This is a genomic window from Enemella evansiae (assembly GCF_002250705.1).
Lineage (GTDB): Bacteria > Actinomycetota > Actinomycetes > Propionibacteriales > Propionibacteriaceae > Enemella > Enemella evansiae.
In genome coordinates, this window is sequence record NZ_NMVP01000004.1 from 82,290 (window position 1) to 105,094 (window position 22,805).

Consider the following 22,805-nt stretch of genomic DNA (forward strand, 5'->3'; position numbering starts at 1 on the left):
GGGAATCTGGGGGAGTACGCCGCAGTCCGCGGCGCGTCATGGGCTGCGCCGCAGTCCGCGGCGAGTCATGGGCTGCGCCGCAGTCCGCGGCCGGGACGTGCGCCGGTGAGTTCACCGTCGGCCAGCACCGGTACGCCGGCGACCAGCACGTCATCGATACCGACGGCCAGGCCCAGCGGCCGGTCATAGGTCGCGGTGTCGGCGACGGTCCCGGGGTCGACCAGGATCAGGTCGGCGACCGCACCCGGGCGGATCACACCCCGCTCACCGAGCCGGAACCGCTGCGCCGGCCCGGTGGCCAGGTGGGCCACGGCATCGGCCCAGGTCCAGGCCTTGCACTCCCGCACATATTCGCGCAGATAGCGCGCGAAACTGCCGCGGGCCCGCGGGTGCGGATGGGCGCCGATGAAGATGCCGTCCGAGCCGCCCATCATCTCCGGCCGGCCGAAGATCTGGGCGAGCTCGGCGGCACCCCGCTCGTGCGGTACCGCCATCACCGCGTTCGCCTGCAACCGGGCCGCGGCGAGCAGGTCGAGGGCGAAATCGATCGGTGCCGCACCGGCCCGGGTCGCTGCCTCCTGCAGCGTCAAACCGTGTGCCCATGAGAAATCCGGCCCCCCGGCGACCGTGGGGGCGACGTGTGCCACGGTGATCATCCGGGCCCAGTCCGGGCCGAGGCTGGCGCTGGTGGTCACCCTGGCCAGGCAGGCCGCGCGGAGCTCGGGTCGGCGTACCGGATCGGTCAGGCCGTCCAACACCTCCGCCAGCGGCAGCACCGACAACTCCGGCGGCAGCAACGGCATCGCCAACAGGCTGCAGCCGCGGACATAGGGATAGGCATCGAAACTGGTATCGATCCCGGCAGCTGCCAACGCATCGAGCTGGGCGAGCACGATCGATGCATCGGCGTGGAAGTGGGAGACGTGCACCGGCAGCTCGGCTCCGGTGGCCGCCGCGGTCAGGTTCGCGATCTCGGCGATCTCGCCGATCCCGGCGGCGGTGTTCGCCTCGTATCCGCCGCGCATGTGGGTCACATAGACCCCGCCGGCGGTCGCCACCGGTGCGCAGAGCGCCGCGATCTCCGAAGCCTGCTGGAAGATCCCGGGCACATAGTCCAGTCCGGTGGACAACCCGACGGCCCCCTCGGCCATTCCCTGGGACGCCAGCGCCACCATGGCGGCGGTCTGCTCCGGAGCCGCCGGCCCGGCGCCCCGGCCGCAGACCTCGTGACGGATCGTGCCGGCCGGGATCAGATAGGCCGCGTTGATCGGGCCGGCACCGTCGATCGAATCGAGGTAACCGGCCACCCCGCCACCCCGGTAGGCCGGATCGGGTCCGTTGATCGCCGCGAAGTATTCCTCGGCATAGCTGCCCGGGCCGGGTGCATAGGACACCCCGTCCTGGCCGGCGATGATCGTGGTGATCCCCTGGCGCAGCAGCGCCTGCTGCACCTGCGGATCGCCGAGCATCCCGTCGGCATGGGAATGGGCATCGACGAATCCGGGCAGCAGCAACCGCCCCGCGGCGTCGATCACCCGGTCGTCGGGGAGGGCCTCGACGGCGCCGACGGCGGTGATCCGCTCGCCCTCGACGGCGACCGCGGCCGGCTGGGTGTCCCCGCCGGCCGGGATCGAACCGCCGCGCAGCACGATCCGGCCGGCACCGGTCGCCACCATCAGAACCAGGTCCGGACCAGGTCGACGACCCGGCCGGACTCCCAGGAGTCGACCACCGGCAGCACCCGCCACTTGTCGAAGGTGGTGCAGGGGTGGGAGAGCCCGAGCGCCACCACCGAGCCGACCGGCACGTCGGTGCTCAGATAGGCGTGCTGGTCGTTGACCTCGGTGATGCTGCCGCCGACCGGCCGCCACGGTTCACCGAGGTCTGCCGCCTGGCCGCGGGGGACCGGAAGCCCTGCGTCATAAGGGAAATCACGCTTGCCGCCGTCGAGCAGCACCAGGCCCGGTTCGGTCGCCGAGGTGACCCGGCCGATACCGTGCATGGCGACCTGGAATCGCGGCCCCCCGGCATCGGCCGCGGCGCCGAAGGGGGACATCCCCTCGTAGATGCCGTCGTCGTGGACGATGTACGCCCCGGAGCGCAGCACGAACCGGGTCGCGCTCTGCCCGGCGCCCGCTGCGGCGTACACCTCCGCCACCACGTCGAACAGGCCACTGCCGCCCGCGGTGACGATCACCTCGCCCTCGTCGTAGAGATGCGAGATGGCCTGATGCAGTTCGATCTGCCGCTCCAGGAAATCCCGCGCCGCGGCCAGGGTCTGCGGGTCGCGGTGCGAACCGACCACGCCCTCGTAGCCGGACACCCCGGCCAACCGGAGCACGGTGGACGCCGCGATCCGTTCGGCGATCGCGACCCCGTCGGCCAGGGTGCGGGCACCCGCGCGCCGGCCGGGTACGCCCAGCTCGACGCAGACGTCGACCGGCCGCGGCAGGTCGATACCGCTCAACACCCGCTCCATCGCCTCGACGTTCTGCAGGCCGTCGACCCAGCAGACGAAGCGGAACTCCGGGTCGGCGAGTTCGGCCGCCAGCCAGCGCAGCGAGCGTTCGTCGACCGCGCTGTTGGCGAGCATGATCGAGGTCAGGCCGAAGCTGCGGCCGGTCCGGACCTGGCCCATCGTGGCCAGCGTGATCCCGGTGCTGCCGGTGTCCAGCTGCCGCTGCCACAGGGTCGGCGCCATCGTCGTCTTGCCGTGCGGCATCAGCTCCAGGCCACGCTCGGCCACCCAGCGCGCCATGGTGTCGATGTTGTGGGTCATCGCGGCGTCGTCGAGGACCACCAGTGGTGTCCAGAAATCCTTCAGCTCGGGCGAGGTCGCCAGGAATTCCTGGGTGGTGAGGCCGATCGCCCCTTCCGGGATGCCCTTGTCCTGCGGGCCGAATCGGAGCTCGGCCTCGATCCGGGGGGCTGCGTTGGTGCTGGTCACTGTCGGGGTCCTCCTTGTGCGGTCAGTCCTGTCCCCACTCCATCACCTGCGGTCTCGGTACCGCGCAGGGCATGCAGTCGCTGGCCGTTCTGGCTGAAGTTCGCGGCCGCGGTGGCGATCGCACCGATCGCGCAGATCACCGCCGAATAGACCACGACCGGCCAGAACTGACCCCCGGCCGCGGAGACCAGGGCGACGGCGATGAACGGTGCCAGGCCACCGCCGATGGTGTTGGAGAGCTGGTAGCCGAGGTTCACCCCGGTGGTCCGGGCCTCCGGGTCGAACATCTCCACCAGCATCGTCTGCAGGGTGGCCTGCATCGCCACCCCGGGGATCACGAATCCGATGATCATGCCGGCGAAGACCAGCCACATGTTCCCGGTCGAATAGAGCATGAAGGCCGGATAGACCAGCACGGCGAAGGCGATGCAGCCGAAGATGTAGACCTTGCGCCGCCCGACGCGGTCGGAGACCAGGCCCCAGGCGGGGGCGACGAAGATCTGCAGGGCGCCGACGATCAGCGTGCCGAGGATGCCGTACTGGGCGGGTACGCCCTTGCTGACCAGGTAGGAGATCGCGTAGGTAAGCACGATGTAGCCGGCGATCGACTGGGGCAGGCCGATCAGGACACCGAGGATGGCGTTCTTCGGGTGCCGGAACACCTCGACCAACGGGTTGAGACGCTTGCCGGTCCGCTGCTGGGCGGCCTGCACCTGCTTGAAGTCGTCGGACTCCTCCAGGTGGGCACGCAGGATGATCGCGATGATCGCCAGCACCAGGCCGAGCAGGAAGGGGATCCGCCAACCCCAGGTCATGAACCAGTTGGTGCTCCCGGCGCCGAGGGCGGCCATCAGGCCGGCGGAGCCGACGTTGGCGATCCCCGCGCCGCTGATCAGGAAGGCGCCATAGAAGCCGTGCCGGCGTGGCGGTGCGTGTTCGATGACCATGGTCGCGGCGCCACCCATCTCGCCACCGACGAAGAAGCCCTGGAACATCCGGCAGATCAGCAGCAGGATCGGTGCGGTGATCCCGATGGACGCCGCCGGTGGGATCAGGCCGATCCCGGCGGTGGCCAGGCCCATCCCGACGACGGTGATCATCAGCACCGCCTTGCGGCCCACCCGGTCGCCGACGATTCCCCAGACGATGCCACCGACCGGGCGCAGGAAGAAGCCCACCGCGAAGGTCGCGAACGAGGCCAGCTGCGCCACCGCCAGGCTGTCGCTGGCGAAGTAGACGGTCGGGAAGACCGCCGCCGAGGCGAGGCCGTAGAGGTAGTAGTCGTAGTACTCCATCAGCGTGCCGATGGCACCGCCCGCGATCATCTTCCGCTGCTTCTTCGTCAGCGGCTCCACTGTGTCGGCCGTGGTCATTCGAGCCCCCTTTGGTTCGTCGCGGACGAAACGGTAGCACTCGCTGAACAGAACGTCTATGGACTGAACTGTTTGTCTGGTTCTAGGATCGGGGCATGCCAGGCCCGAATGTCGCTGCCGTTGCCCGCGCGGAGCCCCCCATCAGCCCGGAGGCACGCGTCTTCGCCGATGCGGACGCGGTGCTGACCACGTTCGCGCCCGTGCTCAAGGCGATCGCCACCGCCGGCGGGCCGAGCTGCGAGGCGGTGCTGCACAACCTCGAGGGCGGGCCCGAGCTCGACCTGGGGCACACGATCATGGCGATCGAGAACGGGCATGTCACCGGCCGCGAGGTCGGTGGGCCGTCGACCAGCATCGGCCTGGAGGTGCAGAAGGATCCGGATGCGGACCATGACGCGTTCGGCTACCGCGGCTTCACCAGCGACGGCCGGGAGCTGCGCTGCTCGTCGATCTATTTCCGCAATCCGGCGGGGCGGATCATCGCGGCACTCTGCATCAATGTGGACCTCAGCGGGATCCAGCAGGCGCGCGGGCTCCTCGATGCGCTGCTGCCCCGGGTCGATACGCCGCCGGCGGCGCCCGATGAATACTTCGGCGGAGATCTGGTCTCGGTGATGGATGCGATGATCACCCGCGCCATCCACGACACCGGCAAGCCGGTCGGCCAGTTGACCCGCGACGACAGGATCGGGGTGCTGCAGACCCTGGAGCGTCAGGGGGCGACGCAGATGCGCAAGTCCATCGAGGCGATCGCCGCGCGGCTCGGGATCTCGCGGGTGACGGCGTACGCCTATCTGGACGAGGCGCGCAGCCGCGGCTGACCCACACACAGCGATCCAGCGAACCTCGAGTGCATCCCCCTTGCCCTGGAGGGCTGGCGGGATGCACCCAGGATTCGCTGGATCGCGATGTGGTGCGCGGTGCGCGGTGGATCAGTTGTTGCCGGAGAACGGCCAGCCCTGGCCCTGGCCCTGCTGACCGGATCCCTGCTGACCCTGACCGGACTGGCCCTGCTGGCCGGACTGGCCCTGACCCTGCTGGCTCTGGCCGTAGGAGCCGCCGCCGTAGGGGTTGCCCTGCTGACCGGACTGCTGGCCCTGACCCTGCTGCTGCCCCTGGCCGGCCGGGGACCAACCCTGGCCGGACTGGCCCGAGCCCTGCTGGCCATAGCTGCTGCTGCCGCTGCCGCCGTAGGGGCTGTGCTGCTCACCGGTGCCCTGGCCGGCCGCGCCCTGACCCGCACCCTGGCCGGTGGTGCCGGAGTAGGGGGAGGAGGTGCTGAGCCGGGTCATGTCGTCATCGGCGTCGTCGTCGGCCGCAGCGCCCGCCCCGGCGGTACCGGTCCCGGCGCTGCCGGTGCCGGACAGCGCACTCTCACCGGACTCGCCCGCGGAGGCGTACCGGGAACCCGATCCGTAACCGCCGCTCTCGCCGCTGTCATAGGAATCCTCGTCCGCGTCGTCCTCGGCCAGCGTGCCGGTGGCGACGAAGGCCTCCTCCTCGATCAGCAGCGCGTCGTCCTCCTCCAGGGTGACCGCGGTGCCGTAGGCGACGATCTCCTCGGAGTTGGAATCGAAGCGCAGCCCGATCACCGCGTCCGCATCGGCGGCCTCGGCCATCTCCGCCATCCGGGAGACGGCCTGCTGGCGCGCCTTGGTCAGCGCGGCCACATCGGCACCCCGCGGCCGGACCGCCACCCCGATCACCTCACCGAGGGAACGGCCGACGAACTGTTCGGGATCATCGAGCAGGGTGTGTACGCGGACCGCGTGCTCGACGATCGTCACCCCGACCGACCCGGTCGACTCGTCACCGCTGGTACCCGGGGAGCGCCAGCTGTCCCCGGTGCCCGTGCCGGACTGCTCGGTCGCCGACTGGCCGGACTGCGCCTGGCCGGGCTGACCGGTCGTCGGCTGCCCCGTCCGCTGGCCATAGGGGCTCTGCCCCTGACCGGGCTGGCCATAGGGATTCTGCTGGCCGCCCTGGCCGGGCTGGCCGTAGGGGTTCTGGCCCTGGCCGGGCTGCCCACCGGGCTGACCGTACGGGTTCTGCTGGCCCTGACCGGGCTGGCCGTAGGGGTTCTGGCCCTGACCCTGCTGACCGCCCTGACCCGGCTGGCCGCCCTGACCGGGCTGACCATAGGGGTTCTGCGGCTGGCCATAGGGATTCTGCGGCTGACCGCCCTGACCCGGCTGTCCATAGGGATTCGGCTGCTGGCCCCCGTACGGCCGCTGACCGTAGGGCTGCTGGGGCTGGCCGTAAGGATTCTGACCGTAGGGATTCTGACCGTAGCTCATGCGCGCCACCCTAGTCTGCGCTCCGGGTCAGCGACTAGAGGATCGCTACGCTGTCCGGGTGAGTGACGAAGCCGCCAGCAAGACCCCCGCCGACGACCTCCCCGAACAGCTCAGGATCCGCCGTGACAAGCGGGAACGGCTGCTGTCCTCGGGTCAGCAGGTCTATCCGGTCAGCATCGGGCGTACCCACACCCTGCGCGCGGTCCGCGAGCAGTGGGGTGGGCTGACCGCCGGCGAGGAGACCCAGGACGTGGTCACCGTCTCCGGCCGGGTGGTGTTCATCCGCAACACCGGCAAGCTCTGCTTCGCCAGCCTGCAGGACGGGTTCACCGCCACCGACAACGGTGAGCGGTTGCAGGTGATGCTGTCGCTGGCCGAGGTCGGCGAGCAGCGACTGGCCGACTGGAAGGCCGATGTCGACCTCGGTGACTTCGTCGCGGTGACCGGTCGGGTGATCAGCTCCCGCCGCGGTGAGCTCTCGGTGATGGCGACCAGCTGGCAGCTCGCCGCCAAGGCGCTGCGACCGCTGCCCACGCTGCACAAGGAGATGAGCGAGGAGGCCCGGGTCCGGGAGCGGTACGCCGACCTGGTCGCCCGGGACGAGGCGCGGGAGATGGTGCGTACGCGGGCGCTGATCACCCGCTCGATCCGGCGTACGCTCGATGCGGACGGTTATCTGGAGATCGAGACGCCGGTGCTGCAGCTGGTGCACGGTGGTGCCGCCGCGCGGCCCTTCGGCACCCACCTCAATGCCTTCGACATCGACATGACGCTGCGGATCGCGCTGGAGCTGTATCTGAAGCGGGCGATGGTCGGCGGGGCGGACCGGGTCTATGAGATGGGCCGCATCTTTCGTAACGAGGGTGTGGATTCCTCGCATGCGCCGGAGTTCACCATGCTGGAGGCGTACCAGTCCTGGGGGGACCAGTACACGATCGCCGAACTGACGAAGCGGATCATCCTGGACGTCGCCGACGCGCTCGGTTCGCGGGTGGTCCGGGTCGGGGAGCGGGAGATCGACCTGGGCGGGGAGTGGCGCTGGCTCGGGGTGCATGCCGGGTTGAGCGAGAAGCTCGGTGAGGAGATCACCCTGGACACCCCGGCACAGCGGCTGCGGGAGATCGCGGCCGCCCACGAGGTCGAGGTCGACGAGGCCTGGTCGGAGGGCAAGCTGGTGATGGAACTGTTCGGCGAGCTGGTCGAACCGGACCTGCAGCAGCCGACGTTCGTGCACGACTATCCGGCGATCGCGCAGCCGCTGGCCCGGCCGAAGACCGACGAGCCGCGGCTGGTGGAGGCCTGGGATCTGATCATCGGCGGAATGGAGCGCGGTACCGGCTTCTCCGAGCTGATCGATCCGGTGGTGCAGCGCGAGGTGCTCACCGCCCAGTCGCTGGCCGCCGCCGCAGGTGACCCCGAGGCGATGCAGCTGGACGAGGATTTCCTTGCTGCACTGGAATTCGGCGCCCCGCCGATGGGTGGCATGGGTCTTGGTGTGGACCGGCTGGTGATGCTCTTCACCGGCGTCGGCATCCGCGAGACGATCCTCTTCCCACTCCTCAAACCCCAGGCCTGACGTTCACCGAGTAGCGCCCGCGGCAGAGCGAAGCGGCGCCGCGGGCGCGTGTCGAGATGAACCCCCGTCGGCTGAGCGAGCGAGGTACGAGCGAGTCGAAGCCATCCCGGAACGTCGGCTGAGCGAGCGAGGTACGAGCGAGTCGAAGCCACCCCGCGGGTTACCGAATGGTCAAACCCCAGAATCGGCCCCGCAATTGTCGGCGCGGCCCGCAAACCCGCATCCGCTCGTCGGTGCTCGACCACGCGGGGTGCATTCTGGGGTTCGACCACTCGGTAAGCCGGGGGCGAACTGGCGTGTCGAACCAGATCAGCGCAACACGGCCCGACACGCGAGATGGAGCGCGAGGCGTACCCCCGGATCGTGCAGGTCGACCCCGAGGGTGCCCTGGATGCGCTGCACCCGGCTGGTCACGGTGTTGCGGTGCACACCGAGCGCCTCGGCCGTCGCGGCGATGCTGGATTCCTGATCCAGATAGGCGGCGAGGGTGCTGAGCAGCACATCGCCGTCCCCGCGGAGCGGTTCGAGCAGCGATTCGGCCGCCGGCATGAAGGTGTCGTCGTCGGTCCGGGCGAGCAGCAGCTGCTCGAGACCGAGACCGTCGACCCGCACGAACCAACCCGTCGAGGAGCGGTCCACCGCGATCCGGGCCGCGTCGGTCGCCTCGCCGAGGGTGAGTCCCAGGCCCTGACCGCCGGGTTGCAGCGAACCGACCCCCATCGCGACATTGAACGCGCGCCGCGCGGACTCGAGCACACCCCGCAACGCACCGATGCGACGTTCGAGGGTCGCGGCATCCGGGGAGGTCGGGAACCGCAGCCAGCCGGTCACCCCGCGGCCGAGGGTGGTCGCATGCGATTCGACACCCAGGCGGGCGAGCTCGGTCGAGACGAGCCGCAGCAGCTCGCGGGTGTCCACCCGGCTGCGGCCGAGCAGGCGGAACCCCAGGTGGTGCCCGTCGGTGCGCCAGCCGCGCTCGAGCATCCGCCGTTCCACCTCCGGATCGGGCACCCCGCGCAGGTCGAGGAAGTCGCGCAGCAGATCGGAGGAGACCGATGCGTCACTCACCGCCGCGACCTCATCGACCAGGATCCGCGCGGCGACGGCCGGCATCGCCACCTCGGCGGCCACCGAGAGGGCCAGCAGCTGGGGTCTGCTGATCCCGTCGCCGAAGATCGCGAGCCGCAGCCCGGGCCGGGACAGGCTGTCGACGCGTACGCTCGCGATCGCGGTGTCACCGTCGTGGGCGAGATCGATCCAGGAATCCCAGCCGATCGCGCGGTGGGATTCGCCGAGCTGCCCGCCCGCCTCGACGAGCACGCCGGCGGCGTCGACGAGTGCGATGCCCTGTCCGACGCTGGCGGCCAGCTGGGTCAGCAGATCGGGCAGATCCCGTGCCTGGTAACGGAATGCGACCGCCAGCCGGCGGACGATCTCCAGGGTGAGCGCGTCGCGTGCCAGGGTGAGCTGCCAGCAGGCCTCCGCCAGTTCGTAGGGTCGTTCGACCTCGAGCAGGGTCAGGTCCAGGCGGTCCGCGAGCCGCGTCGCGCCCGGGCTGACACCGGCCGCACCCGGCATCGCCAACCCGGCGTACCCGCGCTCGCGGACCCGGCGCAGCAACGCATCGACGCGCCACGGCTCGACCGGGGCCGCGGTCGCGATGATCGCCAGGTCGTCCCCGGACTGCGTGTCGAGGTCGGCATCGGTGTGTGCCAGACGCGCGGCGGCGAACTCGGTGTCGCTCGGGCCGGCGACATGGCGTACGCCGCCGTTGGCGAGGTGCGCCTGGAGCGCGGCCAGGTCGAGCGCGGTCATCCGGCGGGGTCCAGTTCGGCCAGCCCATAGGTGGAGGGCACGACGTGACGCAGTCGTTCGGTGCTCGTCCGCCACCACGGGGGTCCCGGGAGTTCCAGCACCGCGACATGCTGGCCGACCGCGAGGCTCGGCACCTCGAGGATCGCGCGGGACCGCGCGTCGAGCACGACGATGATGTCGGGTGCCGCGCTCCGGAGCTCGCCGTCGGTGACGAACGCGATCGCCTCGGAGCGGGTGATGAGTCGGTGCACCGCGCCGCTGGTGCCCTCGATCTCGAAGGACTGCACCCGGCCACCGGCGGTATCCGGTTGGGAGGCGAGGATCCGGCCGGCCGCGAGCAGCCGGCCGCCGAGGCGTCCGGCGAGCGTTTCGAGCGGCTCGGTGAGGGCATCGCGGAACACCCGTCCCAGTTCGAGGGCGGTGCTGATGCTGCCGGTCACCGCATGGTCGCGCAGCGCGCCGACGGTGAAGCCGCCGAGCACGACGACGCCCGTCCCACCCGCCTGTTCGAGCGCGGCGCGGGTGATCCGTTCGGCATCCTCGGGGCGCTCGCTCGCCACGATCGCCACCCCGTCACCGATCCCCGTGGCGATCACCAGACCGGGCAGGCGATCCACGAGCAGCGTCACCTGGTCGAAACCCGGCATCGCGCGACCCATGCAGTCGGCATCGACGATCGCCCGACCCTGTGCGGCGATGACGGGGGTGAGCCCGTTGAGGCCGCCGACCTCGAGCGCGCACACCGCCGGTACCGGCGCACCCACCCATTGCTCGACCGCGGCGACCACCCGCGCGAACGGTGCCGCACCCGGCAGCCGCTCGCCCAGGATCATCGTCGAGCCCGCGAAGGCCGGCGCGAGGCACGGAGTCGCCGGGTCGAGATCGTCGACCTCCAGCAGCGTCACCGGCCAGTCCGCCTGGCCCGCCATCAGCTCGAGATGGGTCGTCGTGCCGCCACCGGCCGAACCGAGCAGCGCGCAGCCGAGGGCGAGCGTCTCCAGATCCGCCAGGTCGATGCGCCGCACCGGGCCAGCTTAGGTGGGCTGCCGCGGCGGTGCCGCGAGACGCGCTCAGCCCTCGACCGGTCGGAAGGTCTCGGTGAGGCCGAAGGCCGCCGGTCCGAACATCGCGAGCGCCTCCGGGGTGCGCATCAACTCCGGTGTCGAGATGCCGAGCACGCGTACCCGTTGGCCATAGCGCAGGCCCTCGGTGGTGATCGGCTCGGCCGATTCGTGGTCGACGACGCAGATCAGGTCCGGCACGATCGCGAGCAGCTCCGCGCCGCGGTGGGCGGTGAGATTCTCGTTCTGGAACGCGATCTCCAACGAGGTGCCACCGTCGAGCGGTGCGATGCGCGCGCGGCCGCGGGCGAAGCCCTCGGTGGTGCGCCGCTCGACGTCGACGACCTTGCCCACGAACAGTTCCCGCACGTGGGAATACAGCGTGGGCGCGAGGGTCTCGGCGATCGCCTCGAACGGTGACCGCTTCGCCTCGCGGGCGAGCCGGATCGAGCGGCCGAGGGCGAGCGCCATCGAGATCGTCCGCGGCACGGCCGTGCGTTTCACGTCGGCACCCGACATCGCATATTCGGCGATGTGCCCGACGCCGCCGAGGCGGATCGTCACCGCGCGGGCGAGCCATTCCATCTGCCGGTCGTCATCACCGGTGTCGATGATGACCTGCTCACCGCGCTCACCCGCGAGCGCGAGCGGGGAACCGTGCACGCCATAGACGGCGAAGGTCTCCATCGACAGTTCGGGGAAGGCCCGGCCCATGCCGTCGGCGTCGACGACCGGCAGCCCGGTCTCGGCGGCGACCACGAACGGGATCATCGAGTTGATACCGCCGCATTCGATCGGCATCGTCGCATCCGCGGTGCGGTCGAGGTGCGCCTCGAGGGTACGCAGGGCGAGGGTGGGTTCGGTGCCCGCCGGGATCTTCTCCACCATGACGGTCGGCGCACCCATCTGGGCGGTCGGGATGACGAACGCGTCGTCGTCGAGGTCGTCGGGATCGAGGACGGTGATGGCGCCCCGGCCGAGCACCCGTTCGACGAGCTTCGACCCGATGTAGGGGTCACCGCCGCCTCCGGTGCCCAGCAGCGTCGCTCCGCGCGCCAGGTCCGGCAGGTCGGCAACGGTCAGTTCCCAGCTCATGCGGTGCCCTCCGAGATCGAGCCGTCGAAGCGGACGGCGGGGGTGTCGTAACCGAAGTAGCCGGGGCCGACCATGGCGAGCGCCGCGGCCGAGTGCCAGCGTGGGTCGGCCGGTGCGGCGATGACGCGTACCCGTTGCCCGTAGCGCAACCCCTCGGTGGTGATCGGCTCCCCGGACTCGTGTTCGAGCACCATGATGAGATCGGGTGTGGTGGCGAGTACGCGGCCGTCGAGTTCGGCGATCAGATGCTCGTTCTGGAACTGCAGGGTGAGCGTTCCGGCGGTCCCGTCGATGCGTGCGGTGCCGCGGGCGAAGCCGGAGGTCGTCGCGCGCTGCAGGTCGATGACCTTGCCCTGGCAGAGTTCGCGGCCGCCGAGCAGGTCGGCCGCGCTGCGCACCGGATCCCGCTTGGCGTCCCGCGCGGCCTGGATGCTGTCCCCGACGCCCGCACACAGGGTGAGGCTGTCGCGGACGAGCGACTCGCGCGCCTGCGCCCCCGCCATCGCGAAGCCGGCGATCATCAACGAGCACCCCATCTCGACCGCTGCGACGCGGGCGATGCGTTCGGTCCAGGTGTTGTCGATCGTCTGCAGGACGCCGACATTTCCTTTCTCATCGGCGAATGCGAACGGGGACGCGGTGATGCCCGAGAGCGTCGGCAGCACCATCTGCAACTCCGGGAAGGCCCGACCCATGCCGTCGGCGTCGAGCAGCGGGAGGCCGAGGGTGGCGGCGGCCGCGATCGGGATCATCGAGTTGACGCCGCCGACCTCCGCGCAGGCGATGTGGCTGATCGGCCGGCCGAGATAGGTGCCGAGCGCGCGCACCGGATCCATCACCGATTCGAGGTTCGGCAGCTTCTCCACCATCACGGTCGGCGCCCCCATCAGCACGAGTGCGTCGTCGGGCACCTCGTCGACCGAGACGACGGTGACCGCACCGTGCTCGGTGAGTGCCCGGGTCGCCAGCAGCTCGCCGATGTAGGGGTCACCACCGCCGCCGGTGCCGAGCACGGCGGCGCCGCGCGCGAGCGCCGGAATGGCCTGGGGGTCGATGGTCCAGGTCATCGGGCACCCATCTCCAGATCGCCGACGGCCTTCGCGCGTACCCGCGTCGCGTTTCCAGGCAGGTAAGGGATCGGGACCTCGTCGAAGTCGATGATCGCCACCGAATCGGGGCGGGCTCCCGCGGCGACCGCCTTCTCGACCGCCTCCTGTTTGAGTGCGGCGATCGTCTCGTCGCGACCGGCGGGATCGATGCTCACCACCTTGTCGATCTCGCCACCCACCTGGGCGATCGACGCACCGATCGCGTTCGCCACCGCATAGTTCTCGGGCCGGGCCACCGCGCCGAAGATCGGCAGCGAGTCGGGCAGCAGGATCGAGCCGCCGCCGACCGCGACGACCGGGATGGGGTCGGGTGAGGTACGCATCCGGTCGACGGCCTCGGCGATGCGTTCGGCGATGCGGGTGAGTACGCGCTGGATGAGCTCGGGATCCAGGTGGGCCACCTTGGCCGGGTCGCCGACCTGCGCGCGCCCGGCCGCGACGGCGATGTCGGTCGCGGTGAGCGTCGAGCCGCCGAACACCAGTGCCTCCGAGGTGAGCCGGTAGCCGACCGATTCGGGGCCGACCTCACCGGTCTCGGTGTCGACGATCGAACCGCCGCCGATGCCGAGCGAGAGCACATCGGGCATCCGGAAGTTCGTGCGGATGCCCGCCACCTTGACCTCGTTGGCGGTCTCGCGGGGAAAACCGCCGATGAGCAGGCCGATGTCGGCCGTCGTCCCGCCGACGTCGACGACGGCGCAGGTCTCCAGGCCGCTGGTGACGGCCGCGCCGCGCATCGAGTTCGTCGGACCGGAGGCGAACGTCGCGACCGGATAGCGGCGTACGAAATCCTCATCCATCAACGTGCCGTCGTTCTGGCTCAGGAAGATCGGGGCATCGATCCCATGGGCGCGCACGGCGGCGGTCAGACCGTCGACGATCTCCCCGGCGAGCTCGCGCAGGGCGGCGTTGATGATGGTCGCGTTCTCGCGCTCCAGCAGGCCGATCCGGCCGATCTCGTGGCTCAGCGAGATCGCCACCTCGGGCCCGAGCTCCTCCTTCACGATGGCCGCGGCCTGCAGCTCCAGATCATGGTTGACCGGGCTGAAGACGCTCGAGATCGCCACCGACCGGATGCCGTGTTCACCCATGTCGCGGGCGTGGGCGCGCAGTTCCTCGGGGTCGAGCGGGGAGATGGGCCGGCCGTCGAACTCGTAACCGCCATGCGCCAGATACCAGCGTGCCTCGAGCGCCTCGACGAGCACCTCGGGCCAGTCGACGAGCGGCGGCAGCGCCCTGGTCGCCGGCAGCCCGAGGCGCAGGGCCGCGGTCGGTGCGAGCCGCTTGGCCTGCACGAGTGCGTTGATGAAGTGGGTGGTGCCGATCATCACCGCCTCGATGTCCGCGCCGTCGAAGGCGTGCTGGGCGCGCAGATCCTCGATCGCCTGCACGATGCCGCTGGTGACATCGGGGGTGGTCGAGTGCTTGACGCCCGCCAGGCTGGTGTTGCCGTCCATGAGTACGGCGTCGGTGTTGGTGCCGCCGACGTCGATGCCGATGTGCATGTCGTTTCTCTCTCGCGTGTCGTTGATGGGGGATGGGGCCGGTCAGGCCGAGTGTGCGGTGTCCGCCTGCTGGGCCGTGGCGCTCTCCGGGGTCTTCGCGACACCGACGCCGCGGACCAGCCCGAGCCGGCCCGCGATGATGTAGAGCACCATCGACAGCAGCAGGCTCAGCACCGACGGGATGCCCCAGGTGACGAAGAAGCCGACCGCCGAGGAGATCAGCCAGATCGCGATCGTCGCCGGCACGATCCGCGGCGCCGTCGCGGGCAGCAGCCCGCGCTCGCGGGTGGCGTCGAGCTCGGGGCGGAACCGTTTGACGATGAAGTATTCGGCGACCATGATCCCCGCGATCGGCGGGAACGCGACCGAGAGCAGGTTGAGGAAACCGGTGAACTGCTGCAGGATGCCCACGCTGGCGAGCACGGTGCCGACGATGCCGAGCACGACCGTCGTCGAGGCGCGGTGCAGCTGCTTGCCGAAGGTGGTGGAGACGAAGTTCACCAGGCCGAGCGAGGAGGAATAGAGGTTCCAGTCGTTGATCTTGAGGGTGCCGGTGATCACGATGATGAGGCCGACCAGGCCGACCGAGGAGGTCACGATGGCGACGATGTCGCCGCTGCGGGCCGCGTGGGCGAGCAGCACACCGGCGAGACCGATGACGAACTCGCCGAGGCTCACCCCCACCACCGTCTGCTTCACCACATCGGCGTTCGTGCGATTGAAGCGGGTCATGTCGCCGGTGATGATCGCGCCGACGATGACACCGCCGGCGACCAGGCCCGCGCCCTGGAAGATCGTCATCGGGTCGCCGGCGGGTTCGCTGCGGAGCAGGGCGCCGATGTCGTGGCGGCTCAGCTCGCGGGTCACCGACCAGCCGACGAGGACCAGGAAGAGCGGCACGGTGATGTTCGCCAGCCACTGCATGCCGCCGAACCCGAAGGCGACGACGGCGGTCACGGCGAGCCCGAACAGGACGCTCCACGCCCACACCGGCAGCACCCCGGGCATCAACGCGTTCAGGGATTCGGCCGAGATGCCGGACTGGATGCCGAACCAGCCGATCAGACTGATCCCGATCGCCAGGCCGACCAGCGAGGCGCCGACCTCACCGAATCCCGTCCAGCGGGCCATCAGTGCGGTGTTGAGGCCCTCGTTGCGGCCGACGAAGCACATCACCACCTCGAGGATGATCGAACCGACGAGGATCGCCAGGAAGGCGTCGGTGAAGGTCATCGCGTAACCGAGCGTGGCGCCGAGCAGGAATTGCGAGAGTGCCGAGATCTGGCCGAATCGCTGGACCGCGATACCGAACCAGTGTTTGCGCGCAGTGGTCGGTACGCGGCCGAGCGCGTAGTCGTCGACGTGAGCGGAGTGGGCCATGACGGCTCCTTTGGAATGCGTGACGCGGATGGGCCCAAGCTAGGGGTACGCCTCCGCGGACGCGATGTGCATTCCTTCTTGAATCCGGCAGCTGTTGTGCAGATTGCACAGGGGCCTGGCCCGTTGGTCAGCTCCGGTTGTGCCAGCGGGCCCGCAGCTCACCCGCCCGTACCGGCACGGCCAGGCGGTTCTCGGCCGGGGGGATCGGGCACGAGTAGAAGTCGCTGAAGCCGCAGGGCGGCACGATCGCGCGGTTGAAGTCGAGGGTGATGGTTCCGCCGGAAGCGACCGGGTCGACGCGCAGGAAGCGTCCGGGCGCATAACTCTCGTCCCCGGTGGTTGAGTCCGCGAAGACCAGCACGAGCGCGGATCCGTCGGCGAAGACGGTGAGGGCGTGTTCGGTGCCGCCGATCGTCGTGTGCAGGGTGCCGGGGACGGCCTTCGTGTGCCCCGAATCGCTTGCCCGGGTGAAAGCCCAGGGCACCCGTTGCGGCTCGGGGTGCGCCTCGAAGGTCGCCGGGAGGGCCCATGCCGGGTCGTAGGGTGCGGCTTCGATGCCGTCGAAGTCGGTGAACGCCGGCGCCTGCGCGTCGTAGAGCCGCAACTCGACATCGCTGCCGTCGAGGCTGAAGGCGTCGGCGGTCATCGCCCCCGCCGAGAGCAGCGGCAGCCCGTCGGGCTGCAGGAAGGGCAACAGGGTCTCATCCTCGACCGGCCGCTCGCCCTGTGCGGTACGGATCCGAAGCCCGGGGCCGGTCGACGTCACGCGTACGCCCGGTTCCCCCGGTTCTCGACGTACCCGCGCAGGCATCCGGTGGACGGCCTCCGGTTCGGTGCCCACCGGCTGGTAGTCCACGAGCGCGAGGTTGCCCACGGCTCCCGTCACCTGCGCCAGTCGCTCCGCCCGCCAGGCGTCGTGGGCGGCGATGACGTTCTTGTCGATCACGCGGCGATTCTGCCACCCACTGGAGGTAGCTGCTGGTCAGCGGATCGTGAAACCGCCGTCGACGACCAGGTCGGTGCCGTTAATCATCGCGCTGGCGTCGGAGGCGAGGAAGATCGCCGCGGCGGCGATCTCGTCGGGTTCGGCGAACCGGCCGGCCGGGATCTCCTTCTTGTGTGCCTCGCCCTTCGGGTTGTCCCAGGCCTTGCGGCCCAACTCGGTGAGCACCACCGTCGGCGAGATCGTGTTCACCGTGATCTGGTGCTTGCCCCACTCCAGCGCCAGGGTGCGGGTCATCCCCAGCAACCCGGCCTTGGAGGCGCAGTACGCCACATGCTCGGGTAGGGCGACCGTGGCGGCCTGGGAGGCCAGGCCGATGATCCGCCCACCGGTGCCGTGCTCGATCATCGACCGGCCGACGGCCTGGCTCATCAGGAACGAGCCGGTCAGGTTCACCCGCATCGTGATGTCCCACTGGTCGAGGCTCAGCTCCTCGGCCGGTGCCAGCACGGCCACCCCGGCCGAGTTGATCAGCACATCGATCCGCCCGTACCGCTCGAGGATCGCGGCCACCGTGCGCTCCACCGCGACCGGGTCGGAGACGTCGGCGGCCCAGGCGGCCGACTCGCCACCGAGGGCGTCGGCGGTCGCGGTCGCCCTGTTCTCGTCCAGGTCGACCGCGGCCACGGTGGCCCCCCGGGAGGCGACCGCGGTGGCGATCGCGGCGCCGATCCCGGATCCGGCACCGGTCACCAGCACGATCTTGTCGGTCAGTGCGAAGGACAGATCGATCTGGTTCGACTCGCTCATCCTCGGTCCTCTCGGGTGTCGTCGGTCTCGAGGCCACTGATCGCCTCGACCTTGGGTGCCGAGGAGCTCTGCGGATCGAAGGTGTAGCCGAGCCATTCGCTGGCCAGCCGGCGGGCCAACTCCAACCCGATCACCCGCTGCCCCAGGCACAGCACCTGGGCGTCGTTGGAGAGCACCGACCGCTCCACCGAGAACGAGTCGTGGGCGGTCACTGCGCGGATCCCGGGGATCTTGTTGGCGCTGATCGCCACCCCCAATCCGGTGCCGCAGACCAGCAGTGCGCGGTCGGCCTTCCCTTCCTTGACCAGTCGGGCGGCGTCGGCGGCGACATGGGGGTACGCGGTGTCCTCGTCCTCGCTCACCCCGACATCGATCACCTCGGCGACCCGGTCGTCGTTCTCCAGATCGGCCTTGATCCTTGTCTTGTAGTCATATCCGGCGTCATCGCCGCCGATCGCAATACGCAGTCGGTTGGTCATCGTTGCTCCTTTCGGTGGGAGGTGTCGTTCAGCTGGTCACCGAGGGCGACCAGCAGCAGCGCCATCGAGGTGGCGCCCGCATCGGGCGTACCGACGCTCTTCTCGGCCAGTGGTCGGGCCCGCCCGACCTGCGGGCGCAGCTCCGCGGTGGTCTTCGCCTGTTCGTCGGCGACCCGGGCAGCCGCCGGCCAGGCCACGGCGAGGCCCTCGTTCTGCTTCTCCTGCAGGGTGTCGACGAAGGGCAGCAGCGCATCGAGGAGGGTCTTGTCACCGAGCTTGGCGCCGCCGAGCTGGCTGATGGCGTCCGCGAACGCCCGGGTGGCGGCCACCACGTCGGCATCGGAGTACGCCTCGGCATCATCGGTCAGGCTGGTACCGAACGCCTCCAGCGCCGCACCCCACAACACCCCGGAGGTGCCACCGGCATACTCGGCCCAGGCCTGGCCCGCGCGGCGCAGCGTCCAGGCGACCCCGGCCCCGTCCGACACCGCGTCGGCGGCCTTGACCGCGGCATCGATGCCCTTGACCATCCCGCGGCCGTGATCGCCGTCGCCGGCGACCGCGTCGATCCGGCCCAGCTCCGACTCCGCATCGTGCAGCACCTGCTGCATCGTCTGCAGGGCGGTGCGGGCGGTGCCGGCCGCCGCGCGAGCGGCCTCGGTGGCCTCGGGTGCCTGCTGTTCGGCCGCCTCCTCGGCGAGCTCCCCCTGGCTCGGTGGGCGGAGATCGGCGATTCCGACGCCCAGCTTGCGATAGGCGGGGGTGTACGCGTCGGCGCGCCAGGCCTCGTCGAGTTCGTCGTCCAGCCACATCAGGGTCAGTGAGCAGCCGCCCATGTCGAGACTGGTGACCAGTTCGCCGACCTCGGGCTGGACGACGGTGATCCCCTTTTCCGCAAGCAGGGCGGCGATCCGGCCCCAGAGCAGGAACAACTCCTCGTATTTGGTGGTGCCCAGTCCGTTCAGGATCGGTGCGACGGTGTCACCCGCGGGGTCGTCGGGGCGATTGGCCAGAACCTTGTCCACGAAGAGTTCCGCGAGCTCGTCGGCGCTCATCAACGGTTCGTCGCGGATCCCCGGCTCGCCGTGGATGCCGAGCCCGAGCCCGACCTTTCCTTCCGCCACGGTGAACAGCGGCTCGTCGGCACCCGGCATCGTGCAGCCGGAGAAGGCGACACCGAAGCTGCGGGTGGCGTCGTTGGCCTTGCGGCCGAGGCGTTCCACCTCGTCGATGTCCTTGCCGGCCGCGGCCGCGGCCCCCATCACCTTGAAGACGCTGAAGTCACCGGCGATGCCGCGCCGCTTCTCGGCCTCGTCCGCGGAGGCGACATCGTCGGTGACGATCACGATCCGGGCATCGATCCCCTCGGCCCGCAGCCGTTCCGCGGCGATGCCGAAGTTCATGGTGTCCCCGGCATAGTTGCCGAAGCTGAAGATCACACCCCGGCCCTGATCCGCTGCCTTGGCGACCGAATAGGCCTGGGCCGCCGAGGGGGAGGTGAAGATGTTGCCCACCACGGCACCGGTCGCGAACCCGGGCCCGACGGTGCCGCAGAAGGCGGGATAGTGGCCGGAGCCGCCGCCGATCACCACCGCGACCTGGGGATCGCCGGAGCGCAGCGAGACCACGCCACCGGGCACCCCACGCACGCGGTCGGCGTACAGGTCGAGGAAGCCGGCCAGCTGGTCCTCGGCGAACTCGGCCGGGTCGTTGAAGATCTTGGTCATCGAAACTGTCCTTCTGTGGTTGGGATCGCGGGCTCGCCGGTCAGTGCTGGCGGGCGCCCTTCTCGTCCTGCGGCACCTTGAGGAAACCGACCATGACGAACGCGGCGGCGTAGAGGGCGACGAAGGCCCAGACGACCGCACTGTTGGTCGCGAACCTGCTCCACCCCATGGCATTGCCGAGGTTCAGCACCAGGGCGACCACCCCGGCGCCGAGGAAGGCGGCGCCGCCGGCAGCGGTGGTGTACATGGCCATCGCGGCACCCTTGTGCTCCGGGGTCAGCGCCGGCATGATCGCGCCCATCGGCACGAAGCCGGCCAGCAGGCAGCCGAAGACGCAGCCGGCGACGACGGAGACCAGGAAGCCCCAGGTCGATCCGGCGGGCACCCAGTGCGGGACGTACCACCACAGCAGCAGGCCGCAGGCCGAGCCGAAGACGCCGAACCACCGGACGGTACGCCGCCAGCCCCAGCGGTCGCCGACCGCACCGAAGACGGCGTTCACCAGAATGTTGGTCGCGTACACCGCCACCGTCATGGACAACCAGCGTGACTGCCCCCAACCCAGGTCGACCGCGATCACGGTCGGCAGGATGATGAACATGCCGTACTGCGGGGCGGTGTTGATCAGTCGGACCAGGAAACCCATCAGGATCTTGGGGTGCCTGGCGGTCAGCCGGACGCCGGCGGTGAGGACCTGGCCGGTGGTCTCCTCCGGCGGCGCGATCCGGCCCACGCCGTTGGTCGCGCGGACACCGAAGCGGGCGACCAGATAGCCGATCACGACCAGGCCGATCGAGCCGATCATCGCCGCGGTCTCACCGCGGGTGCCGCCACCGAAGGTGGGGATCACGCCGAGCGCGAACAGCGAGCCGAGGGTCGGCAGGCCACCGGTGAACATCACATAGAACCAGCCAACGGCGGTGCCGTTGCGCTGCACCGGTGCGGTGATGTTGATCCACACCAGGAAGGCGAACGCGAACAGCGGATAGCCGAAACCGCGCAGGGTGTAGGTGATCGCGGTGAGCGGCACGCTGCCGATGCTCAGGCTGATCAGGAAGAGTGCCTCGAAGACCACCCAGACAAGGAATCCGAGCAGCATCACCCGGCGCGGACCCCACAGATCGGAGAGTGCGCCGCCGAGGTAGCTGCCGACCAGCACGGCCAGGCTGTAACCGGTGATGATCGTCGACACGGTGGCCTCGGGGCTGCCCAGCACCGCGACCATGTGCGGGGTGATGAAGTTGGATTCGACACCGTTGCCGGTCATGAAGATCAGCAGGCCGATGAAGCCCCACTTGAGCACGTCGGGGATGCCGAGCCGATCCCAGCGGGTCTCATCGGGTGAGCCGTAGGGCTTGACGTCCGGATGTGCTGTGGTGGTTGAGGTTGCGGCGGTTTCGGAGTTCATGGCTGCGCCTTTGCAGGTCGAGGCCCTCGGCGGGCGAGATGGACGGGTTGGGTGTGTGAGCAGGGAATCGCTCAGGGCAGCAGGGACACCTTCACCGAGGCGCCGCCCGAATCGGCGACCAGATCCAGCGCCTCCTGGAACTTGTCCAGGCCGAACTGGTCGGTGCAGATCTGCTCCATCGGCAGTTCGCCCGACTCGAGCAGCTTGATCGCGGCCGGCCAGCAGTGCGGGCCGAGGTGCGCACCGAGCACGTCGAGTTCCTTGTCGTCGGAGATGATCGACCAGTCGACGGTCACGTCGTCCTTGAACACCGAGTATTCGACGAAGGTGCCCTGCTTGCGCAGCAGGTTGATGCCCTGGCTGACCGCCGAGGGATGGCCGGTGGCCTCGATGTAGACATCGGCACCGTAGCCGTCGGTGAGGTCGCGGATGATCTGGTTCGCGTCCTCGTTGGCGATGTTGATCGTCAGGTCGGCGCCACAGGCCTTCGCCAGTTCGAGCTTGGAGTCGAGCATGTCCAGCGCGATCACCTTCATCGGGTTCTTCTGCCGCACGCCGGCGATCGCGCCCAGGCCGATCGGCCCGGCGCCGGCGACCACGACGACGTCGTCGAAGGTGATGTTGGCCCGCTCGACCGCGTGCAGCGCGCAGGACAGCGGTTCGGCGAAGGCCGCGTGTTGCGGCGGCAGGTCCTTGCTCACCCGGTGCACGAGCGCCTGCGGCGGGATGATCATGTATTCGGCCATGCCCCCGTCGTGGTGGCGGAAGCCGAACATGTCGTGCGGGCCGCACATCCAGTAGGAGCCATTGAGGCAGTAGCGGCATTCCCAGCAGGGCACGATCTGCTCGACCGCGACGCGGTCATCGAGCGCGACGCCATGCTTGGCCAGGGCCTCGTCGTCGCCGCGGACGATCGTGCCGACGATCTCGTGGCCCGGGGTGACCGGGGGAGTGACCCAGCGGTCGCGGTTCTCATCGCCCCAGAACTTGGCGGCGCCGTGATAGCACTTCAGGTCGCTGGCGCACACGCCGACGGCCTCCACCTTGATCAGCAGGTCGCCCTGCTCGGGGGTCGGGACCGGCTTGGTGGTGAGGCGGTAGTCCTCGGGGCCGTGCACCACGACCGCGGTCATCTCTTCGGGCAGCTGAGTCGTCTCTGACATCGGAAGAACCTCCATTGGTCGTCTCTGGCTTGGATCGACCGTAGAACGAGGCTGCACAGATGTCAAGAACAAACGTTCACAAGAACAAATGTGCATGACTCCCGTGCTGTGGGGTGG

General features: G+C 69.8%; 18 protein-coding genes. 2 read left to right on the top strand and 16 right to left on the bottom strand.

Annotated features, from left to right (window positions below; genetic code table 11):
* Positions 1 to 65 precede the first annotated feature (65 nt).
* The 3 genes from BI335_RS05460 to BI335_RS05470 are packed head-to-tail and all read right to left on the bottom strand — an operon-like array spanning position 66 to position 4,320.
* Positions 66 to 1,676: an N-acyl-D-amino-acid deacylase family protein gene (locus BI335_RS05460; protein ID WP_094355235.1), complete on the bottom strand. Its 1,611-nt coding sequence runs from the start codon at positions 1,674 to 1,676 to the stop codon at positions 66 to 68.
* On the bottom strand, positions 1,676 to 2,947 hold the full coding sequence (locus BI335_RS05465; RefSeq protein WP_229117941.1) for a type III PLP-dependent enzyme domain-containing protein: 1,272 nt from the start codon (positions 2,945 to 2,947) through the stop codon (positions 1,676 to 1,678). The genes BI335_RS05460 and BI335_RS05465 overlap by 1 nt, the downstream gene beginning before the upstream one ends.
* On the bottom strand, positions 2,944 to 4,320 hold the full coding sequence (locus BI335_RS05470; protein WP_094355234.1) for an MFS transporter: 1,377 nt from the start codon (positions 4,318 to 4,320) through the stop codon (positions 2,944 to 2,946). The genes BI335_RS05465 and BI335_RS05470 overlap by 4 nt, the downstream gene beginning before the upstream one ends.
* A gap of 95 nt (positions 4,321 to 4,415) precedes the next feature.
* Here BI335_RS05470 and BI335_RS05475 point away from each other — a divergent pair, with 95 nt between their 5' ends.
* Positions 4,416 to 5,141 carry a helix-turn-helix transcriptional regulator gene (locus BI335_RS05475; RefSeq protein WP_094355233.1) on the top strand — a complete coding sequence of 242 codons (726 nt, stop codon included), beginning with the start codon at positions 4,416 to 4,418 and terminating at the stop codon, positions 5,139 to 5,141.
* 111 nt (positions 5,142 to 5,252) lie between these two features.
* Here BI335_RS05475 and BI335_RS05480 read toward each other — a convergent pair whose 3' ends face one another.
* A complete protein-coding gene (locus tag BI335_RS05480; RefSeq protein ID WP_094405901.1) occupies positions 5,253 to 6,617 on the bottom strand; it encodes a heavy metal-binding domain-containing protein in 1,365 nt (454 codons plus the stop codon).
* Here BI335_RS05480 and lysS point away from each other — a divergent pair.
* Positions 6,616 to 8,193 (top strand): lysine--tRNA ligase, encoded by a 1,578-nt coding sequence (gene lysS, locus BI335_RS05485; RefSeq protein WP_094355231.1) that lies wholly within the window; start codon positions 6,616 to 6,618, stop codon positions 8,191 to 8,193. The genes BI335_RS05480 and lysS overlap by 2 nt on opposite strands.
* Before the next feature lie 309 nt (positions 8,194 to 8,502).
* Here the strand turns inward: lysS and BI335_RS05490 are convergent, their stop codons facing one another.
* From BI335_RS05490 to BI335_RS05545, 12 genes are all read right to left on the bottom strand, one after another.
* Complete coding sequence (locus BI335_RS05490; protein ID WP_094355230.1) at positions 8,503 to 10,008, bottom strand: helix-turn-helix domain-containing protein; 1,506 nt, start codon at positions 10,006 to 10,008, stop codon at positions 8,503 to 8,505.
* Positions 10,005 to 11,033, bottom strand: a complete 1,029-nt coding sequence (locus tag BI335_RS05495; RefSeq protein WP_229117942.1) for a DUF917 domain-containing protein — start codon at positions 11,031 to 11,033, stop codon at positions 10,005 to 10,007. The genes BI335_RS05490 and BI335_RS05495 overlap by 4 nt, the downstream gene beginning before the upstream one ends.
* Before the next feature lie 45 nt (positions 11,034 to 11,078).
* Entirely contained in the window at positions 11,079 to 12,164 is a 1,086-nt protein-coding gene (locus tag BI335_RS05500) for a DUF917 domain-containing protein (RefSeq protein ID WP_094355229.1), read from the bottom strand.
* Positions 12,161 to 13,231 carry a DUF917 domain-containing protein gene (locus BI335_RS05505; protein WP_094355228.1) on the bottom strand — a complete coding sequence of 357 codons (1,071 nt, stop codon included), beginning with the start codon at positions 13,229 to 13,231 and terminating at the stop codon, positions 12,161 to 12,163. Before BI335_RS05505 ends, BI335_RS05500 begins: the two co-directional genes overlap by 4 nt.
* Positions 13,228 to 14,778, bottom strand: coding sequence for a hydantoinase/oxoprolinase N-terminal domain-containing protein (locus tag BI335_RS05510; RefSeq protein WP_094355227.1), 1,551 nt, complete (start codon positions 14,776 to 14,778; stop codon positions 13,228 to 13,230). The genes BI335_RS05505 and BI335_RS05510 overlap by 4 nt, the downstream gene beginning before the upstream one ends.
* A 42-nt stretch (positions 14,779 to 14,820) precedes the next feature.
* Positions 14,821 to 16,158 carry a purine-cytosine permease family protein gene (locus tag BI335_RS05515; RefSeq protein WP_094429879.1) on the bottom strand — a complete coding sequence of 446 codons (1,338 nt, stop codon included), beginning with the start codon at positions 16,156 to 16,158 and terminating at the stop codon, positions 14,821 to 14,823.
* A 127-nt stretch (positions 16,159 to 16,285) separates the two neighbouring features.
* Positions 16,286 to 17,104, bottom strand: a complete 819-nt coding sequence (locus BI335_RS05520) for a DUF1684 domain-containing protein (RefSeq protein WP_094355225.1) — start codon at positions 17,102 to 17,104, stop codon at positions 16,286 to 16,288.
* Positions 17,105 to 17,140: 36 nt separating this feature from the next.
* Entirely contained in the window at positions 17,141 to 17,911 is a 771-nt protein-coding gene (locus tag BI335_RS05525; protein ID WP_094355224.1) for a GolD/DthD family dehydrogenase, read from the bottom strand.
* Complete coding sequence (locus tag BI335_RS05530) at positions 17,908 to 18,390, bottom strand: ribose-5-phosphate isomerase (RefSeq protein WP_094355223.1); 483 nt, start codon at positions 18,388 to 18,390, stop codon at positions 17,908 to 17,910. Before BI335_RS05530 ends, BI335_RS05525 begins: the two co-directional genes overlap by 4 nt.
* The gene (locus BI335_RS05535; protein ID WP_094355222.1) at positions 18,387 to 20,117 is read right to left on the bottom strand and encodes a dihydroxyacetone kinase family protein; all 1,731 of its coding nucleotides are present in this window, start codon (positions 20,115 to 20,117) and stop codon (positions 18,387 to 18,389) included. Before BI335_RS05535 ends, BI335_RS05530 begins: the two co-directional genes overlap by 4 nt.
* Positions 20,118 to 20,157: 40 nt before the next feature.
* The gene (locus tag BI335_RS05540; protein WP_094355221.1) at positions 20,158 to 21,525 is read right to left on the bottom strand and encodes an RbtT/DalT/CsbX family MFS transporter; all 1,368 of its coding nucleotides are present in this window, start codon (positions 21,523 to 21,525) and stop codon (positions 20,158 to 20,160) included.
* Between the two features lie 71 nt (positions 21,526 to 21,596).
* Positions 21,597 to 22,688 carry a zinc-binding dehydrogenase gene (locus BI335_RS05545; RefSeq protein WP_094355220.1) on the bottom strand — a complete coding sequence of 364 codons (1,092 nt, stop codon included), beginning with the start codon at positions 22,686 to 22,688 and terminating at the stop codon, positions 21,597 to 21,599.
* Positions 22,689 to 22,805 lie beyond the last annotated feature (117 nt).

Bases quoted from the DNA above. Each gene is read 5' to 3' on its own strand.
- BI335_RS05515 (WP_094429879.1), bottom strand. From the start codon at position 16,158: ATGGCCCACTCCGCTCACGTCGACGACTACGCGCTCGGCCGCGTACCG.
- BI335_RS05545 (WP_094355220.1), bottom strand. From the start codon at position 22,688: ATGTCAGAGACGACTCAGCTGCCCGAAGAGATGACCGCGGTCGTGGTG.
- BI335_RS05535 (WP_094355222.1), bottom strand. From the start codon at position 20,117: ATGACCAAGATCTTCAACGACCCGGCCGAGTTCGCCGAGGACCAGCTG.
- BI335_RS05525 (WP_094355224.1), bottom strand. From the start codon at position 17,911: ATGAGCGAGTCGAACCAGATCGATCTGTCCTTCGCACTGACCGACAAG.
- BI335_RS05500 (WP_094355229.1), bottom strand. From the start codon at position 12,164: ATGAGCTGGGAACTGACCGTTGCCGACCTGCCGGACCTGGCGCGCGGA.
- BI335_RS05530 (WP_094355223.1), bottom strand. From the start codon at position 18,390: ATGACCAACCGACTGCGTATTGCGATCGGCGGCGATGACGCCGGATAT.
- BI335_RS05505 (WP_094355228.1), bottom strand. From the start codon at position 13,231: ATGACCTGGACCATCGACCCCCAGGCCATTCCGGCGCTCGCGCGCGGC.
- BI335_RS05540 (WP_094355221.1), bottom strand. From the start codon at position 21,525: ATGAACTCCGAAACCGCCGCAACCTCAACCACCACAGCACATCCGGAC.
- BI335_RS05460 (WP_094355235.1), bottom strand. From the start codon at position 1,676: ATGGTGGCGACCGGTGCCGGCCGGATCGTGCTGCGCGGCGGTTCGATC.
- BI335_RS05510 (WP_094355227.1), bottom strand. From the start codon at position 14,778: ATGCACATCGGCATCGACGTCGGCGGCACCAACACCGACGCCGTACTC.
- lysS (WP_094355231.1), top strand. From the start codon at position 6,616: ATGCGCGCCACCCTAGTCTGCGCTCCGGGTCAGCGACTAGAGGATCGC.
- BI335_RS05480 (WP_094405901.1), bottom strand. From the start codon at position 6,617: ATGAGCTACGGTCAGAATCCCTACGGTCAGAATCCTTACGGCCAGCCC.
- BI335_RS05470 (WP_094355234.1), bottom strand. From the start codon at position 4,320: ATGACCACGGCCGACACAGTGGAGCCGCTGACGAAGAAGCAGCGGAAG.
- BI335_RS05475 (WP_094355233.1), top strand. From the start codon at position 4,416: ATGCCAGGCCCGAATGTCGCTGCCGTTGCCCGCGCGGAGCCCCCCATC.
- BI335_RS05490 (WP_094355230.1), bottom strand. From the start codon at position 10,008: ATGACCGCGCTCGACCTGGCCGCGCTCCAGGCGCACCTCGCCAACGGC.